Annotated in this window: 12 protein-coding genes and 1 pseudogene; 6 read left to right on the top strand and 7 right to left on the bottom strand. The window is 66.6% G+C overall.

The window, feature by feature from the left end; translation table 11 throughout:
* Positions 1-252: 252 nt before the first annotated feature.
* A complete protein-coding gene (locus ACZZ0O_RS20015) occupies positions 253-990 on the bottom strand; it encodes an SIMPL domain-containing protein (RefSeq protein WP_323518378.1) in 738 nt (245 codons plus the stop codon).
* Between the two features lie 130 nt (positions 991-1,120).
* Between ACZZ0O_RS20015 and ACZZ0O_RS20010 the strand changes: the two genes are divergently transcribed.
* The 3 genes from ACZZ0O_RS20010 (at position 1,121) to ACZZ0O_RS20000 (ending at position 7,270) form a co-directional block, all read left to right on the top strand.
* On the top strand, positions 1,121-1,693 hold the full coding sequence (locus ACZZ0O_RS20010) for a Maf-like protein (RefSeq protein WP_463591655.1): 573 nt from the start codon (positions 1,121-1,123) through the stop codon (positions 1,691-1,693).
* Positions 1,693-3,192 (top strand): ribonuclease G, encoded by a 1,500-nt coding sequence (gene rng, locus ACZZ0O_RS20005; RefSeq protein WP_055849948.1) that lies wholly within the window; start codon positions 1,693-1,695, stop codon positions 3,190-3,192. Before ACZZ0O_RS20010 ends, rng begins: the two co-directional genes overlap by 1 nt.
* 172 nt (positions 3,193-3,364) lie before the next feature.
* On the top strand, positions 3,365-7,270 hold the full coding sequence (locus ACZZ0O_RS20000; protein WP_463591654.1) for a YhdP family protein: 3,906 nt from the start codon (positions 3,365-3,367) through the stop codon (positions 7,268-7,270).
* Between the two features lie 5 nt (positions 7,271-7,275).
* Here the strand turns inward: ACZZ0O_RS20000 and ACZZ0O_RS19995 are convergent.
* A pseudogene (locus ACZZ0O_RS19995) lies at positions 7,276-8,032 on the bottom strand (DUF6065 family protein).
* A 99-nt stretch (positions 8,033-8,131) separates the two neighbouring features.
* Between ACZZ0O_RS19995 and tldD the strand changes: the two are divergent.
* Positions 8,132-9,577, top strand: coding sequence for a metalloprotease TldD (gene tldD / locus ACZZ0O_RS19990; protein ID WP_115513378.1), 1,446 nt, complete (start codon positions 8,132-8,134; stop codon positions 9,575-9,577).
* Between the two features lie 343 nt (positions 9,578-9,920).
* On the opposite strand, the gene yjgA is transcribed toward tldD, so the two are convergent.
* Complete coding sequence (gene yjgA, locus ACZZ0O_RS19985; RefSeq protein ID WP_055849956.1) at positions 9,921-10,499, bottom strand: ribosome biogenesis factor YjgA; 579 nt, start codon at positions 10,497-10,499, stop codon at positions 9,921-9,923.
* Positions 10,500-10,698: 199 nt separating this feature from the next.
* Here yjgA and pmbA point away from each other — a divergent pair, with 199 nt between their 5' ends.
* Together pmbA and ACZZ0O_RS19975 are read left to right on the top strand one after the other, a co-directional pair.
* Complete coding sequence (gene pmbA / locus ACZZ0O_RS19980) at positions 10,699-12,066, top strand: metalloprotease PmbA (RefSeq protein WP_463591652.1); 1,368 nt, start codon at positions 10,699-10,701, stop codon at positions 12,064-12,066.
* Between the two features lie 343 nt (positions 12,067-12,409).
* Positions 12,410-12,799, top strand: a complete 390-nt coding sequence (locus ACZZ0O_RS19975; protein ID WP_055849960.1) for a DUF4870 domain-containing protein — start codon at positions 12,410-12,412, stop codon at positions 12,797-12,799.
* A gap of 67 nt (positions 12,800-12,866) precedes the next feature.
* Here the strand turns inward: ACZZ0O_RS19975 and ACZZ0O_RS19970 are convergent, their stop codons facing one another.
* The 4 genes from ACZZ0O_RS19970 to tilS form a co-directional block, all read right to left on the bottom strand.
* Positions 12,867-13,964: a M35 family metalloendopeptidase gene (locus tag ACZZ0O_RS19970; protein WP_463591651.1), complete on the bottom strand. Its 1,098-nt coding sequence runs from the start codon at positions 13,962-13,964 to the stop codon at positions 12,867-12,869.
* Positions 13,965-14,437: 473 nt separating this feature from the next.
* Positions 14,438-15,313 carry a polyprenyl synthetase family protein gene (locus tag ACZZ0O_RS19965; RefSeq protein ID WP_463591650.1) on the bottom strand — a complete coding sequence of 292 codons (876 nt, stop codon included), beginning with the start codon at positions 15,311-15,313 and terminating at the stop codon, positions 14,438-14,440.
* Position 15,314: 1 nt separating this feature from the next.
* A complete protein-coding gene (locus ACZZ0O_RS19960; RefSeq protein ID WP_005995187.1) occupies positions 15,315-15,578 on the bottom strand; it encodes an exodeoxyribonuclease VII small subunit in 264 nt (87 codons plus the stop codon).
* A 31-nt stretch (positions 15,579-15,609) separates the two neighbouring features.
* Positions 15,610-16,911 (bottom strand): tRNA lysidine(34) synthetase TilS, encoded by a 1,302-nt coding sequence (tilS, locus tag ACZZ0O_RS19955; protein WP_463591649.1) that lies wholly within the window; start codon positions 16,909-16,911, stop codon positions 15,610-15,612.
* Positions 16,912-16,932: the final 21 nt, after the last annotated feature.

The raw sequence follows: 16,932 nt of genomic DNA, 5'->3' as shown, positions 1-16,932 counted from the left end.
TTAAAGAATGATTTCGCTAAATTTCATGTTCTTTTAAGCACAACCCTTAAAAGTCGCCTATTCACATTGATAATGTGTGACCTTGGGCACTTGAAAGTTACCTATTTCAAGTTTTAAGTGAAACTTGCGTCCTGGTATTGCGCTCCGATTTCGCGCTTCCGTTTAGATACGCCTCGCAATCGCATTCCAGAAACGACACTGCCCTCCGAAGAGGGCAGTGGGGTGACAAGTTTGGGGCAGAGATCCGCTTCTTCAGCGCCCCAATTCGAATGTCGCCTCTAGCGTGATCGACAGCGTGCTTTCGCCGGGCGCCACCTGGGTATCCATCTCGGCCTTGGCCGAACGCATCGAGGCGGCCATCATCATCGGGCGCACCACGCCGCCGCCGCTGCGGCCTTCGGAGATGCTGACGATGCGGCGCACCTTCAGTCCCAGCGATTTTGCATAGGTCTCTGCGCGGGCTTGGGCTTTTTTGAGTGCGGCCACGCGGGCTTCGTCGTAGGCCTCCTCGGGCTGGTCGACGGAGAAGCTGGGGCCGTTGATGTCGTTGGCACCCTGGGCGACCAGCGTGTCGAGCACCTTGCCGAGCTTGGAGATGTCGCGCACCTTCAGGCTGACGGTGTTGCTGGCCTGATAGCCGATGATCTTCGGCGCTTCGTTTTCCTTGTAGGTGTATTGCGGGCTCAGGTTGATGCCGCTGGTCTGCACGTCCTTGTCGGCGATGCCGGCGGCCTTCACGGCAGCCATGACCTTGCTCATCTGTTCGGCGTTCTGGCGCATGGCGGCGTTGCTGTCAGCAGCCTGGGTGACCACGCCTGCAGACAGGGTGGCGATATCCGGCACGCGCTTGGCTTCCGCTTCGGCCGACACGTTGAGCAGAGTGCCGTCGTTGGGGATGGTGTAGTTCGACGCGGATTGGGCGTGTGCGGTCATGGCGGTTCCGGCAGCGATGGACAGGGCCAGCAACAACGGCTTGAGGGTGGTACGCATGAGATCTCCTTGTCTGTGGTGCGAGCGTGTTGGGAGGTCGATGAATATGTTGTGAGTCGAACGCCGCCGCGCCGCCGCCGCGCGGGTGCGAAGTCAGCGGGCGAGCACGGCCAACAGGTATGCTGGGCGGATGCTCTATCTCGCCTCCCGTTCGCCACGCCGACAAGAACTGCTGCAACGCCTGGATGTGCCGTTCCAGACCCTGGAACTGGACGTGCCCGAGCTGCGCGCGCGCGCCGAATCGCCCGAACAGTACGTGCAGCGGGTTGCGCTGGACAAGGCGCGCGCCGGCCTTGCGCAGGTGCAGGCACGCGACCCCGATGCGATCGTGCTGGGCTCGGATACCGAAGTGGCGCTGGGCGAGCGCGTATTCGGCAAACCGGTCGATGTCGACGATGCGATCGCGATGCTGCGCGTGTTGTCCGGTCGCACCCACCAGGTACTCACGGCGGTGGTTCTAGTCTGTGCACAGCGCGCCCCGGCGCAGGCATTGGTGGTGTCGGAGGTGACCTTCGACACGCTTGATGACGCGCAGATTGCTGCCTATGCCGCCTGTGGCGAGCCCATGGGCAAGGCCGGTGCCTACGCGATCCAGGGGCGTGCAGAACGTTTTATCAGCCATTTGTCGGGTAGCTATTCCGGCGTGATGGGATTGCCGCTGCATCACACCTCGCAGTTGCTCACAGCTTTCGGAGCGCATTGATGTCGGAAGAGATTTTGGTCAACGTCACTCCGCGCGAAACCCGCGTGGCGGTGATCGAGAACGGCATGCTGCAGGAGCTGCATATCGAGCGCGGTTGGCGCCGGGGCGTGGTTGGCAACATCTACAAGGGCAAGGTGCAGCGGGTGATGCCCGGCATGCAGGCGGCGTTCGTCGAAGTCGGGCTGGAGCGCGCGGCGTTCCTGCACGCCAACGATGTGGTGCGCCCGGCACCGGCACCGGCCAGCGTGGTCGATACCGAAGAAACCCCGATTCCGCCACCGCCGGCAGCGTCCGTTCCGATTGTCGAGCTGCTGCGCGACGGCCAGGACATCGTGGTGCAGGTGGTCAAGGACCCGATCGGCACCAAGGGCGCCCGGCTGACCACACAGATCAGCATTCCCTCGCGCTACCTGGTGCTGCTGCCGCAGTCCAAGATCGTCGGGGTGTCGGCGCGGATCGAGGACGAGGCCGAGCGCCTACGTCTGAAGACTATCGTCAGCGAGGTCTCGGCCCAGCACGGTGGCTTCGGCTACATCATCCGTACTAATGCCGAAGGCCAGCCGGCCGAAGCCCTGGCCGAGGACATCGCCTACCTGTCGCGGGTCTGGAACGTGGTCGAGCGGCGCGGCCGCGAAGCGCCGCCGTGCAGCATCATCTATGAAGACCTGAGTCTGCCGCTGCGTGCGGTACGCGACCTGATCCGCAAGGATGTGGAAAAGGTCAAGGTCGATTCCAACGAGACCTTCGTGCAATTGCAGGCGTTTGTGGCCAAGTACATGCCGGTGCTGGCCGAGCGGCTGGAGCTGTATACCGGTGACCGGCCGATCTTCGACCTGTACGGGGTCGAGGACGAGATCGGGCGCGCGTTGAACAAGCAGGTGCCGCTCAAGTCCGGTGGCTATCTGGTGATCGACCAGACCGAAGCAATGACCACCATCGACGTCAACACCGGCTCGTTCGTGGGGCAGCGCAATCTCGAAGAAACCGTGTTCCGCACCAATCTGGAGGCGGCGCAGGCGGTGGCGCGGCAGCTGCGGCTGCGCAACCTGGGCGGCATCATCATCATCGACTTCATCGATATGGACGATCCCGAGCACCGCCGCCAGGTGCTGCGTACGCTGGAAAAGGCGCTGGCCCGCGACCACGCCAAGACCACGGTGTACGAGTTCTCGCCGCTGGGTCTGGTGGAAATGACCCGCAAGCGCACCGTCGAAAGCCTGGAGCGGCAGTTGTCGGAAACCTGCGGCCAGTGCGGCGGGCGCGGCACCATCAAGACCGCCGAAACGGTGACGTACGAGATCTTCCGCGAGATCACCCGTGCGGTGCGCCAGTTCGATGCCGCGCGGCTGCTGGTGATCGCCTCCTCGAAGGTGGTCGCGCGCATCACCGACGAAGAATCCGCGGCGGTGGCCGAGTTGGAAGAATTCCTGGGCAAGAGCATCCGCTTCCAGTCCGACGACCAGTATCTGCAGGAGCAGTTCGACGTGGTGTTGCTGTGAGGCGGGGAATGGAGAGTCGAGAATCGGGAATGGGGGTGGAGCGAAAGCCACTCTTCGGGACGCGACTGACATCTTTTTTAGAATGGTGCCGCGCGCGAACAGATGATCATGCGCTTTGCGCGATGCGCGCTCTTACGATTCCCGATTCCCGATTTCCCACTCCCCGCTTCTAATGCCCACCCCGCTGCGCCGCCGTCTGCGTCTGTTACGCCGCTATGCGATCACTGCCTGCGCGCTTGCGCTGGTGGCGGTCGCGTTGCTGGTGGGCGCGGCCAGCCAGGCGTTGCCGTTGGCTGAGGAGCATCCGCAGCAGATCGCCGACTGGTTGAGCCAGCGCGCCGGGCAGCAGATCGCCTTCGATCATCTGGAGACCGAGTGGACCCGGCGCGGCCCACTGCTGCGGCTGGACGGCCTGCGGATCGGCCCGCAGGGCGAGGTGCGCGTGGGCCAGGCAGAGATCCTGCTGGCGATGTACGCCGGGTTATTGCCTGGGCACTCGTTGACCGAAGTACGCCTGCGTGGGTTGGCGCTGACCTTGCAACGCAGCGACGACGGCGTGTGGTCGGTGCAGGGCCTGCCGAGCGGGAAGGGTGCCGACCCGCTGGATGCACTGCGTCGGCTTGGCGAGATCCAGTTGGCCGAGGCACGCCTGAAAGTGAACGCGCCATCGATCGGCCTGGACACCGCCTTGCCGCGGATCGACCTGCGCCTGCGCGTGAGCGGTTCGACGGTCAGGGTGGGCAGCCGCAGCTGGATCGATCTCACGCGTGCGCCGCTGACCGCGGTCCTGGAGTTCGACCGTGACAGCGGCGACGGCAGCGCGTATGTGCAGGCCGAGCCGGTCGATCTGGCGGCATGGGCATCGCTGCTGCAGGTCGGCGGCATGCGCGTGGAAAGCGGCGGTGGGCGTTTGCAGGCCTGGGCGCAGCTGCATGCACGCCGCATTACCGGCGTCACCGTCGATGCCGACCTCACCCAGGTCGCCTTGTCCGGAGCGCCGCTGGCGGGCGAGACCGCCCGCCGCACGCTGCGCTGGGAGCGTCTGCAGGCACGTGCGCGCTGGCAGACCATCGATGGCGGTTGGCGGCTGGACGCGCCGTTGCTGCGGCTGGGGCAGGCGGCCACGTTGCAGCATCTGGACGGGCTGAGTATTGCCGGCGGGCGTCGCTATGCGGTGGCCGCCAGACAGGGCGATGTCTCCGGCCTGATTGCAGCCGCCGCATTGAGCGATCAGCTGTCGCCTGCGCTGCGCCGCTGGCTGATCCTGTCCAAACCGCAGCTGCGTGTGGCCGATCTGCAGATCGCCGGTGAGCAGGGCGGCGCCGTGCGTGCGCAGGGGCAGATCGAAGACCTCGGTTTCCTGCCGGTGGGCAACTCGCCGGGGATCAGCGGTTTGCGCGGCCGCGTCGACGGCGACGCGCAGGGCGGCGAGCTGGAAACCGCGCCGGACGCCACGGTGCGCTTCGACTGGCCCACCGGCTTTGGCGTGGTGCATGAGATTCAACTGGCCGGCAAGATCGTCGGCTGGCGCGAAGGAGCGGGTTGGCAGGTCGCTACCCCGGCGCTGCGTGTGCAGGCCAAGGATTACGGCGCCAATGTGCGCGGCGGGTTGTGGTTCCAGAACGACGGCACCCGCCCGCGCCTGCAACTTGCCGCGCAACTGGACGATGTGGCGCTGCCGGTCGCGCGCAAGTTCTGGATCCGTTCGAAGATGAGCAAGGCCGCCATCGACTGGCTGGACATGGCCGTGGCCGGCGGCGTGATCACCGGTGGCACCGGCCTGGTCAGCGGCGATCTGGACCAATGGCCGTTCGACGACAACGACGGGCGCTTCGAAGCGTTCGGGCAGATCCGCGACGGCGTGATTCGCTTCAACCCGGAGTGGCCGGCGATGGAGCAGGTGCAGGCCGATCTGCGCTTCATCGGCAATGGGTTTTCGTTGCAGGGCAGTGGCGATCTTGCCGGTACCCCGATCGCGCAACTGGACGCGGGCATTCCCAGCTTCAAGACGTCCGAGCTCTACGTGCGCGCCTCCACCCAGGCCGACGCGGCGCAGTTGCTGGGCATGCTGCGCAAGAGCCCGCTGGAGCGCCGCTACGGCGATACCCTGCGTAACCTCACCGTGTCCGGCCCGGCGGCGGTGAACTTCGACCTGCTGCGTCCGTTGCGCACCAAGGGCGTGGGCGGGCATCTGCAGGGCACGGTGGCCTTGCAGGGCGCCAAGTTGGCGGACGCGCGCTGGAATCTGGCCTTCGACCAGGTCAGCGGACAGGCCGAGTATCGCGATACCGGGTTTGCGGCCGAGCATCTGAGCGTGCAGCACCAGGGCCGCAGCGGCGAGCTGGCACTGCGCGCCGGTGGCTTTGTGCAGGACCCCAAGCAGGCCTTCGAAGCGCGCCTTGACGCCACCCTGGATGCCAGGGAATTGTTCGACCGCGCCCCGCAGATGGAATGGCTGCGCCCGTATGTACACGGCAGCGCGCCGTGGCAGGTGGGGGTCAATGTGCCGCTGCCAAACCCGGGTCAGGCGGATGCGCAGGCGCTGCTGACGCTGCGCTCGGACCTGGTGGGCACCACGTTGGACTTGCCTGCGCCGCTGGATAAACCGGCCGCCCAGGCGCTGGACACGCAGGTCAAGGTGGCCCTGCCGGTCGGCGATGGCGATATCGACGTGGCCTTCGGCAAGCTGGTGGCGCTCAAGGCCAGCAGCCATGGCGAGCAGACCGGCGTGCGCGTGGTCATGGGCACCGACACGGTGACCGAGCGCCCTCCCGCCAACGGGCTGGTGGTGACCGGCCGCACCGCCTCGCTGGATGCGATCGACTGGATCAGCCTGGCGCGCGGCAGCAGCGATCAGGACATGCCACCACTGCCGGGCCAGCCGGCAACGCCCAAGAAAGACGCCGTGCCGCTGCAACAGGTGGACGTGCAGGCGGACAAACTGCTGATGATCGGCGGGGTGTTTCCGCAGACGCGGCTGCGGCTGCGCCCGACCCGCGATGCGGTGGCGGTGACCCTGGATGGCCCTTCGCTGGCCGGTCAACTCACCGTGCCCAATGCCGACGGCGGCATCGTGCAAGGCAAGCTCAACACCGTGCGCTGGCAGCCGGTGGCCGATGCGCCCGAGCCTGCGGCCCCGGAGCCCGGCGATCCGCTGGCCGGTGCCCTTCCGGAACCGGCACGCCGCGCGGTCGCCGAGTTCGATCCGGTCTCCATCCCGCCGCTGGCGCTGGATATCGACGACCTGCGCGTGGGCAAGATGACCCTGGGCGCGGCCATCCTGCGCAGCAGCCGGCTCACCGACGGCATGCAGGTGGATCAGCTGCAACTGCGCTCGGACGACCAGAGCATCGGCCTGACCGGCGCCTGGCGCGGCAAGGGCGATGCCGCCAGCACGCGGCTGTCGGCGCGGGTGGACAGCCGTAACCTCGGCAACCTGTTGCAGAACCTCACCCTGGGCGGCCAGCTGCGCGGCGGCGAAGGCCAGCTGGAACTCAACGCCGGCTGGCAGGGCTCGCCGACCGGTTTTGCGCTCGGCTCGCTGGACGGCAACCTGAAGGTGGATGTCCGCAACGGCCAGCTATTGGAAGTGGATCCGGGCGCCGGCCGCGTGCTGGGCCTGCTCAGCGTGGCGCAGTTGCCGCGCCGGTTGATGTTCGACTTCCGCGATTTCTTCTCCAAGGGCCTGGCCTTCAACACGCTGGACGGCGAGGTGCGCTTCGGCGACGGCTTCGCGCGCACCGACGCCATTCGCATTGCAGGCCCCGCTGCCGAGATCGCCATCCGCGGTCAGACCGATCTGCGTGCGCAGACCTTCGACCAGACCGTGGACGTCAATCCCAAGGCCGGCAACCTGCTGACCGTGGTCGGTGCGGTGGCCGGCGGGCCGGTGGGCGCGGCAGTGGGCGCGGCCGCCAACGCGGTGCTCGGCAAGCCGTTGGGCGCGATCGGCGCCAAGACCTACCACGTCACCGGGCCGTGGAAAGACCCGCAGGTGGACGTGGTCGAGCGCGAAACGCGCGAGCGTGCACCGAGCAAACCTGCGCCCGCCGGCAAGCCCGCCGCACCGCCGCGCTGACGCACTCAGTCGGCGGCAGCGTCATCGTCGCTGCCGGCACGCGTGAACATCGGCAGGCGCAGTCGCGCGCGGTGGCCCGGCACCACTGGCTGCTCCGGCCCCGCGACGCCGCGGAAATACCCGCGCTGCCATTTCTCGCGCGCCGCGGCCGATTGCGTATCGGGTAATTCATCGAGGAAGCGCGTGCGGCTGTGCGTCCAGTCGGCATGTTGCTGCGCCAGTTCCGGTGCTTCGGAAAGCGGCATCCACTGCGGCTGCACCTGTTCGATCACCTGCCGCTGCAGCGGGAACAGATGGCAGAACGGCTCACCTGCGTCGAAGCGCACCTGGCCAGGCCGGGTGAAGCGCCAGTTCATGGTGAAGGTGTATGGGCTCCAGTCGGTTTCCACCAGGCCGCTCAACGCGCCGATGCCGTCCTTGGGCCGGTTCAACGGGCCGGTGACGAACAGGTCGACGCCTTCGTCGGTGCGAAACAGGCAGGGCACATGGAAGGTCAGCACGCCGTAGCCGAAGTGGCTGATCGCCGGCGCTGCGTTGCCGGCATCGGTGACGATCCGGAGCGCGTCCAGCCCGTCGCGGCCATCCCAACTGGCCTGGAAGCCTGACTGGCACAGCAGCTCCCAGCCATGCGCGTTCGCAATCGCCAGTGGCAGGCAACGGTACGCATAGCGTTGATCGGTGGCGTCCATCCAGTCGCGCGCATGCGGGGCAGGGCGGATGTCCAGGGTGCTGGCCATCCAGAACGTGGGCGATGAGCTTCATGCGCAGGCGATGGTTGCAGAGCGAGCCGGCGATGATAGCCGCGCCACATGTTCAGCCGGACGACTTGTCTCCCCGGCGCGCGGGCCCCATCCTGACTGCATGACCGATAACGCTCTCACTCTGGCCGAAACCCGGCTGCTGCTTCCTTCCGGCCTGGATGCCGGCCATCTGGACCGCACCTTCGGCGCCCTGTTGGGCCCGGGCATCGACTTCGGCGATCTGTATTTCCAGCATTCGCGACGCGAGAGCTGGAGCGTGGAAGACGGCATCGTCAAGGACGGTGCGCATTCCATCGAACAAGGCGTGGGCGTGCGCGCGATTGCCGGCGAAAAAACCGGCTTTGCGTATTCCGACGACATCCAGCGCGAGACCTTGCTGGAAGCGGCGCAGTCGGCACGCGCGATCTCGCGTGACGGCGGCGCGCAATCCACCCGCGCACTGGTGCGTGGCAATGGCCGCGCGTTGTATCCGGCCACCGACCCGATCGACGACATGGACAGTGCCACCAAGGTGGACCTGCTGCGCCGCATCGACCAGTACGTGCGCGCCGCCGACCCGCGCGTCAAACAGGTGATGGTGAGCCTGTCCGGCGGCGTGGACACGGTGCTGATCGCCCGCAGCGATGGCGTGCTGGCGGCCGACGTGCGCCCGCTGGTGCGGTTGAACGTGCAGGTGATCGTCGAACACGGCGGGCGTCGCGAGTCCGGTTATTCCGGTGGCGGCGGTCGTTACGGCTACGCCGAACTATTTGCCGATGGCCGCCCGGAAGGCTTTGCGCGCGAAGCACTGCGCCAGGCGCTGGTCAATCTGGATGCCATCCCCGCGCCGGCCGGCGTGATGCCGGTGGTGCTCGGCCCCGGCTGGCCCGGCGTGCTGCTGCACGAGGCGGTGGGCCACGGGCTGGAAGGCGACTTCAATCGCAAGGGCACCAGCGTCTACGCCGGGCGCATGGGCGAGCGCGTTGCCTCGCCGGGCGTGACCATCGTCGATGACGGCACCCTGGACGGACGCCGTGGCTCGCTCAATATCGACGACGAGGGCACGCCGACGCAGTGCACCACGCTGATCGAAGACGGCGTGCTGGTGGGCTACATGCAGGACACCCACAACGCGCGCCTGATGGGCGTGGCGCCCACCGGCAACGGCCGCCGCGAATCGTTCGCGCACCTGACCATGCCGCGCATGACCAACACCTACATGCGCGCCGGCCAGCACGACCCGGAAGAAATGATCCGCTCGGTCAAGAAGGGCATTTACGCGGTGAACTTCGGCGGCGGCCAGGTCGACATCACCAGCGGCAAATACGTGTTCTCGGCCACCGAGGCCTATCTGATCGAAGACGGCAAGGTCACCGCGCCGGTGAAGGGCGCCACGCTGATCGGCAATGGCCCGGAAACCATGCAGAAGGTGCGCATGATCGGCAACGATCTGGCCCTGGACGAAGGCGTGGGCGTGTGCGGCAAGGACGGGCAGAGCGTGCCGGTCGGCGTCGGCCAGCCATCGCTGTTAATCGACGGCATTACGGTCGGCGGAACGCAGGCCTGAGATGCTGGGAATCGGGAATCGGGAATCGGGAATCGCAACGGCAGGGGCGGCTGTCCGCGGGTCTGGCGTTTGCGGAGCTCCGGTTCGGAGGTGGCGTGGATTGGTGCGTGGGGATTGGCGATTCGCAACGGCGGGGGCGCTAAGCAGTGCCTCTGGCGGTTGCGATTCGTCGGTTCGCGGGAGGCGATTTGGTAAGCGAGGTTGGACCGTTGCGACGGCGGGTGCGCGACGTCGCGTGTCGGGTGTTTGGGCGTCTTCGGTTCGGACGCAGGCCGGTGAGAGCCGTGCGTCGGGCTGGGTGGAGGCGCGTGCTGCGCGGCTCCGCCTTTGCGCCGGTCGATGCCTAGGTGTCGTCTTCCGGGTCCAGATCGTCTTCCAGGTCCGGCTCCTCGCTCTCGATTCCCTGCTCCTGCGACAGGTCGCGCAGCACCTGGAACAGTTCGCGGTAGGCGCGCGGGGGCTTGTTCTTGGCGCGTTCGTGGATCGCGTTGCGCACCAGTTGGCGCAGCTGTTGGCGATCGGCAGCCGGGTAGGCTTCCAGCAGCTCGGCCAGCGCCACGTCGTTCTCGGCCAGCAGGCGCTCGCGCCAGCGCTCGACGCGATGGATCGCCGCCACTTCACGGCGCGCGGTGTCGCTGTTGGCATCCAGCGCATCGCGGATGGCGGCCAGCGTCTCGTCGTCCTCGCGGCGCATGTGCTTGGCCAGAAACGCCAGCTGCCGCTTGTGCGCGATATGCGAGGTGATGCGCTTGCTCTCTTCGATATGCGGGATCAGCGACTCGGGCACCGGCAGCTTGGCCAGCTGCGCCGGGGTGAGCGCCACCAGCTTTTCGCCCAGGTCGAAAATTTCCAGCGCCTCGCGCCGCTGCTGGCTGCGGCTGGTGCCACGAAATTCACCGGTATCTTCATCGCGTCCGCGCATTGCCACTACATCCCGAAACTTGGTTAGTTAAATTTCCGGCCACGAACGGCCGGACTCCGGCGGAAGACTCCGCACCACATTCAGACACTGCGGCCATGGATAGCCGAGCTTTCTGCGGACGGATCCGCATCCACATTCAGACAGTCCGGCCATGATGGCCGGGCTTTCGCGGACGGATCCGCATCCAAAGGATAAAGCATTGAACGCACTCTCCTCCGAAACCCGTGTCGCCGACGACAGCCTGCAGCGTCTGGACGCACTGACCGATATCTCGCAACGCCTGCTCGAGCGCGCCCGTGCGGCCGGCGCCACCCAGGCCGAAGTGAGTTGCAGCGAAGAGCGCGGCCTGGACGTCAACGTGCGCCTGGGCGATGTGGAAACGGTCGAATCCACCCGCGACCGCGGTATTGCGGTGACGGTCTACTTCGGCAAGCGCAAGGGCAGTGCCAGCACCGCCGACCTGCAGGATGCCAGCCTGGAATCCACCGTGGCCCAGGCCTGCGCGATTGCGCGCTATACCGAAGACGACCCGGCGTCCGGCCTGGCCGACCCGGCGCTGATGGCGCGCGATTTCCCCGACCTGGACAGCTGGCACCCGTGGGCGCTGGACGCCGACACGGCAGTGGATCTGGCGTTGGCCTGCGAGGCCGCCGGTCGCGATGCGGATGCACGCATCAGTAATTCTGATGGCGCCTCGGCCAGCACCGGGCTCAGCCTGTCGGTGTACGCCAATTCGCACGGGTTCATCGGGCGCGAGCGCGGCACCCACCACGCGATCAGTTGTGCGCTGATTGCCGGGCAGGGCGACGGCATGCAGCGCGATGGCTGGTACAGCAGCGCCCTGGCGCGCGAAGACCTGGAAGCGCCGGATGCCATCGGCCGGCATGCCGCCGAACGCACCCTGGCGCGCCTGGCGCCACGTTCGTTGCCCACCGGCCAGCTGCCGGTGCTGTTTGCGCCGGAGGTGGCGCGCTCGCTGGTCGGCCATCTGCTGGGTGCGGTCTCCGGTGGCGCGTTGTATCGCCGCGCCAGCTTCCTGCTCGACAGCGTCGGCACCAAGCTGTTCCCGGACTGGTTCAACATCGAAGAGCTGCCGCATCTGCGCCGCGGGCTGCGCTCGGCCGCCTTCGATGGCGAAGGTGTCGCCACCCGGCAGTCGGCGCTGATCACCGACGGCTTGCTGCAGCGCTATGTGCTGGGCAGCTACTCGGCACGCAAGCTCGGCCTGCAGACCACCGCCAATGCCGGCGGCGTGCACAACCTGCAGGTCACCGCCAACGCGGGCGATCTGGCCGCGATGATCGGCGGCATGTCGCGCGGCCTGCTGGTCACCGAACTGATGGGCAATGGCGTCAACCCGGTGACCGGCGATTACTCGCGCGGTGCCGGCGGCTTCTGGATCGAGAACGGCGCGATTGCTTATCCGGTGGATGGCCTGACCATCGCCGGCAATCTGCGCGACATGTTTGCCGGCATCGAAGCGGTCGGTAGCGACGTCGACCCGCGCTCGCACGTCAAGATCGGCTCGGTGCTGGTCAATCGGATGACCGTGGCGGGCGACAGCTGAGCCGTCGCTCGGGCTGAGGTCTGGCCATGCCTGACGGGCATGGTCGGCGCAATGGTCCGCGCCGACCATGCAGCGTTGAGCCCCCGGCCGGCCATGCGCGCGGGCTGTCCGGGCTCCCCGCCAGAGGTGCATGGTGTGGGCCTATCCGGTACTTAGGAACGATGGGCCTAACCCAACGTCGCTGCGCCATGCCGCAGCGCGATCGCTAGCGTCATCGCCTCGACGTAGGGGGCGTGCCATCGCCTCTGGTGGGTGACGCAAACCAGACCATGTCTTCCCGCACTGGTGGCTGACTGAATCGTTGTTATAGTCCGCCGCACCACAATCATGTTCGGGGAGATCTATGAGCGAATTCGAGACACACGCCGCGCCGCCACCGCCGCCGGTCGGCACCAGCACGCCGTCGGAGGAGCGCACCCTCGCGCTCGCCGCACATCTGCTGGGCATCCTGACGTCCTTCATCGGCGCGTTGGTGATCTGGCTGATCAGCAAGGACGCCAGTCCGTCCAAGCCGTTTGCCACCGATCAGTCAAAGGAAGCGCTGAACTTCCAGATCACCGTGATCATTGCCTATGTGCTGGCCGTGATCCTGACCGTGGTGTCGTTCGGCATCCTGTTCTTCGTGCCGACGCTGGTGTGGGTCGCCAACCTGGTGTTCTGCATCCTGGCCGCGGTCAAGGCCAATAACGGCGAGCATTACCGCTATCCGTTCACGCTGCGCCTGATCAAGTAATCCGGCCCGCGTAACGCAAAGGCCCGGCATCGCTGCCGGGCCTTTGTCGTTTCAGACGTTGACGCGATCAGTTCTGTGCCGGGGTGTTCTCGGCAAAGTACTCGTGGCTGTCGGCGTTGGTGATGGCCTGCGCCGGGTTGCTACGTGCCAGGCTGCGTGCGCCGCTCTGGCCGTAGACTACATCGTCGGTGCCGGCCACCACGGTGAAGTGGCTGGTTTCGTGCACCAGCGTGCCGGCCTTGGAGTCGGTGCCGGTTGTCGACGCGCTCCAGAACGCGTTGCAGACATGGATCTCGTACGGCTGGTTCGGATAGACGTAGGCGAAGGCGTCCGCCAGATCCGCTTCGCAGCTGCAGTTGATGGTGAGCTGGCCGTTGTTCTGGTCCAGCGCGTTGTCGATGTTGACGAAGTTCGAGCTGACCCGGCTGTAGCGCGAGGCGTTGTAGGCGCCAAACCAGGTGGTGTAGCGCGCACCGGTGCTGCCGGCGTTGAGGTAGTTGCGCGCGTTCTGCGAGTAATTACGCGCGGCAGTGACGCCACTGGCGGCTTGGTTGGTGCGCGTGGTGCTGCAGTTGAGATAGTTGATGCCGTTGACCACGGCGGTCGGGCCGATGGTCAGCTGCCGCTGCACGCCGCGGTTGGCGCCGTCCAGCCAGACGGTAAGCGGGGTGCTGGTGGCGACTGCAGGCAAGCCGTTGGCGGCCTTCATCAGGCTGCCGTCGGACAACGACGCGTATTGCAGCGACGAGCGCACCTGGATGGTGTAGTTGCCGCTGGTAGACAGGTCATAGGCACCGGCCAGATCCACCTCGCCCTTGACGCTCTGGCCCGGCTGCAGAATGGTGAAGTCGGCAGCCTTGGGCAGGCCGCGCTTGACCAGGCGCCCGGTGTAATCCACCGGCTTGCCATCGCGGCTCACGTCCAGGATGCCGTTGTCCAGCGACTTGAGCGGAAGCTGATAGGTCGGTACGCGGGCAACCTGGCTGCCGTTATTGGTGACCGTCACTGCGATCTTGCCTTGATGCCGGCCGGCCTGGTCGGCCACTGGCGCCAGTTCGATGGTCAACGGAACCGGGCCGCGTACGGACTGCGCCTGCGCTGAACCGAGCACGCCGACGACGGCGAGCGTACCTGCTGCAAACGATGCGAGAAAAACATTCTTCACCAGTGACTCTCCTTGGTCGGGGGATGCCCGCAAGCGCGGGCAGCCCAAACCTAGGTAGAGCGAGCGGGCGCGACAAGTTGTTCAATTAGCGATATTTCTGGATGTCGCGCATTGGTTATTCATCAAAAAACATCACTGGTGTAGATAATTCAGCAATAAAGTGTGTGGTTTGTCATAAAAAGATGCCAGTTGTGTGTCGCCGACTGACACAAACTCTACTGACCAATGTGTCGTTCTGTGATCAGGCTCGCCTGTTGCCTGAATGGACCCAGGCAATCGACCGTGCGGTGGCGCACGGAATGCGCAAACCTGTTGCGCGAGGCGAAGTTGAGGGCGGGGTGGTGCGTGCGGCATCCGCTCTGAATGCGTTGCCGTCTTGCCGTGCCGTGATCTGGCGCGGTTGTTGTGCGTTCTCCGCTGCCCGCGCGCTGATCGCACCCTGGCGGCGGCTCGCTAAGCGTGGTTAGCCGCGCCTAGTGGGCGCGGTCCACCGCAAACCGGCCCAGGGTCGCCAGGGTTTCACCCGGCTGACCATAGGGCTGCAGCACGTCGTGCATGCGGGTCGCTAGCTCGGCGAGCTTGGCTTTGGCGCCGTCCATGCCGAGCAAGGCCGGGTAGGTGGATTTGGATTGCGCGGCGTCCTTGCCGGCGGTCTTGCCCAGCTGCGCCGAACTCGATTCCACATCCAGGATGTCATCGCGCACCTGGAAGGCCAGGCCCAGCGCATCGGCAAAGTCGTCCACGCGCTGCTGGTCGGCCGGCGCGGCGCTGCCGGTCAACGCGCCCATGCGCACTGCGGCGCGAATCAGTGCGCCGGTCTTGAGCGCATGCATGCGTTGCAGCGCATCCAACGGTTGCAACTGACCGGTGGCATCGATATCCAGGGCCTGGCCGCCGCACATGCCCGCCGCACCGGCCGCAGTGGCCAGGCTCTGCAACCAGCCCACGCGCAGCTCGGCGCTGACTTGCGCGGTGGCCAGCAGTTCGAAGGCGCGTGTCTGCAGTGCATCGCCGGCCAGGATGGCGGTGGCCTCGTCGAAGGCGATGTGCACGGTGGGCTGGCCGCGTCGCAGCGCGTCGTCGTCCATCGCCGGCAGATCGTCGTGCACCAGCGAATAGGCATGGATCAGCTCGACCGCCACGGCGGGGGTGTCCAGCGTGTCTTCATCGGCGCCAAACAGCGCACCGGTGGCGTACACCAGCAGCGGCCGCATGCGTTTGCCGCCGCCCAACACCGCGTGCCGCATCGCCGCGTGCAGACGCTGCGGTGCCAGCGTGGCGCTTGGCAAGCCTGCGTCGAGGCTGCGTTCGGTGCGAGCGATCCAGTGTTCGAACAGCGCGGGACTCACCTCAGCCGCCGTCCAGCGACGGCGGCTCGAAGGCTTCGGCAAGCTCGGGACGGGCCGGGTCGGTCAGCAGACGGACCCGCAGTTCGGCCTGTTCCAGCGCCTGCTGGCAATCGCGGTACAGGCCGATGCCGCGTTCGTAGGCGCTGAGCGATTGCTCCAGGCTCAGGTCGCCGACTTCCATTTTCTGCACCAGTTGCTCGAGTTCTTCCAACGACTGTTCGAAGCGGGCAACCGGGGATGTTTCGTTCAAGGACTTCTTGGCCATCGCTAAAGTGTGCGGCGCGCGCGCAGGCGGGTCAATTCGCGTCAGCGTCGACGCGCCACTGCAGACGTGCGCCATTGGCCTGCAGCCAGTCCGTCAATGCAGCGGAGACAATGCGATCGCCGGCGGCAAGCACCTGGTCGTCGGCCCACAGAATCGGCAGGCGATCGCGGTGCCACGGCGGCAGATCGACCGTTTGCAGCACATGTTTGAGCCGATGCGAATGCGTGCGTTGCGGTAGCACGATGCGCTCCCCACCGTCTCGGGCACGCACCAGCAGCGGGTGCGCGAAGCGCAGCTCTGAGCGGCCATGCAAGTGCAGCTGTGCGCCATCGGGCAACAGCAAGGGCTGCGCGCCATCCCACTGCGCGGACCACTGCGCCGGCCATGCCGGTGTTGGACGAAGCAGGTACAGGCAATGCCGCCAGCGCCGCACTTCGACCTGCTGCCAGGCAAAGCAGGCTTGGCGATCCGGCGCGTGGATGTCGATTTCCCGTTCCAGCGCAACCACACCCTGCGCGGGCAGCGGCGGTGCACCGGTCGCGGTGACCCACGCACGCAGCAAGCGCGGCCGGCGTGTGGCTGGCTGTGCACGCAGCAGGTGCAGGTCCAGTGCGCCGCTCGCGGTCATCAGGCCGGGCAGCATGGCCAGATCGTCATGCTGCAGCAGATCGCTGGCGTCGGCGCTCAGCTGCGCGCTGCGTGCCAGCGCAGCGGCGGCTTGCGGCCAGCGTTGCTGCAGCAATGGCAGCACCCGCGTGCGCAGGAAGTTGCGGTCGTAGCGGGCATCGGCGTTGCTGGGATCGTCGATCCAGTGCAAGGCATGCAGGCGTGCATAGGCGTGCAGGTCGGCGCGCGGATGTGCCAGCAATGGGCGCCATAACGTGCCGGCGGCAAACGTGCGCTGCGCACGCATGGCCGCCAAGCCGTCCGGGCCCGATGCACGCAGCGCACGCAGCAGAAACGTTTCGGCCTGATCATCGCGATGGTGAGCCAGCGCCAGCCATTCGCCGGGTGCGAGCAGGTCGGCAAAGGCGGCGTGGCGCGCCTGGCGTGCGGCTGCTTCCAGCCCCAGACCGCTATCGCGCGCGACCTGCACCTGCACGACGTGTAGCGGCACCTGTAGCGCCTCGCAGGTACGCTGGCAATGTGCGGCCCAGGCATCGGCATCGGCATGCAGCCCGTGATGCACGTGCAGCGCACGCACGCCGCGATCACGGTACGCCGGCGTGGCAGCCAGCGCATGCAGCAACACACTCGAATCCATGCCGCCGCTGTAGGCGATCAGCACCGGGCCGGGTGGGGTAGCGGGCAGCAGTGGCGGTGTGTCGGTCACCGGGTGCTCAATCGATGCGGA

The organism is Xanthomonas sp. AC360, assembly GCF_979258225.1.
This window is presented reverse-complemented; position numbering and strand designations above follow the sequence as displayed.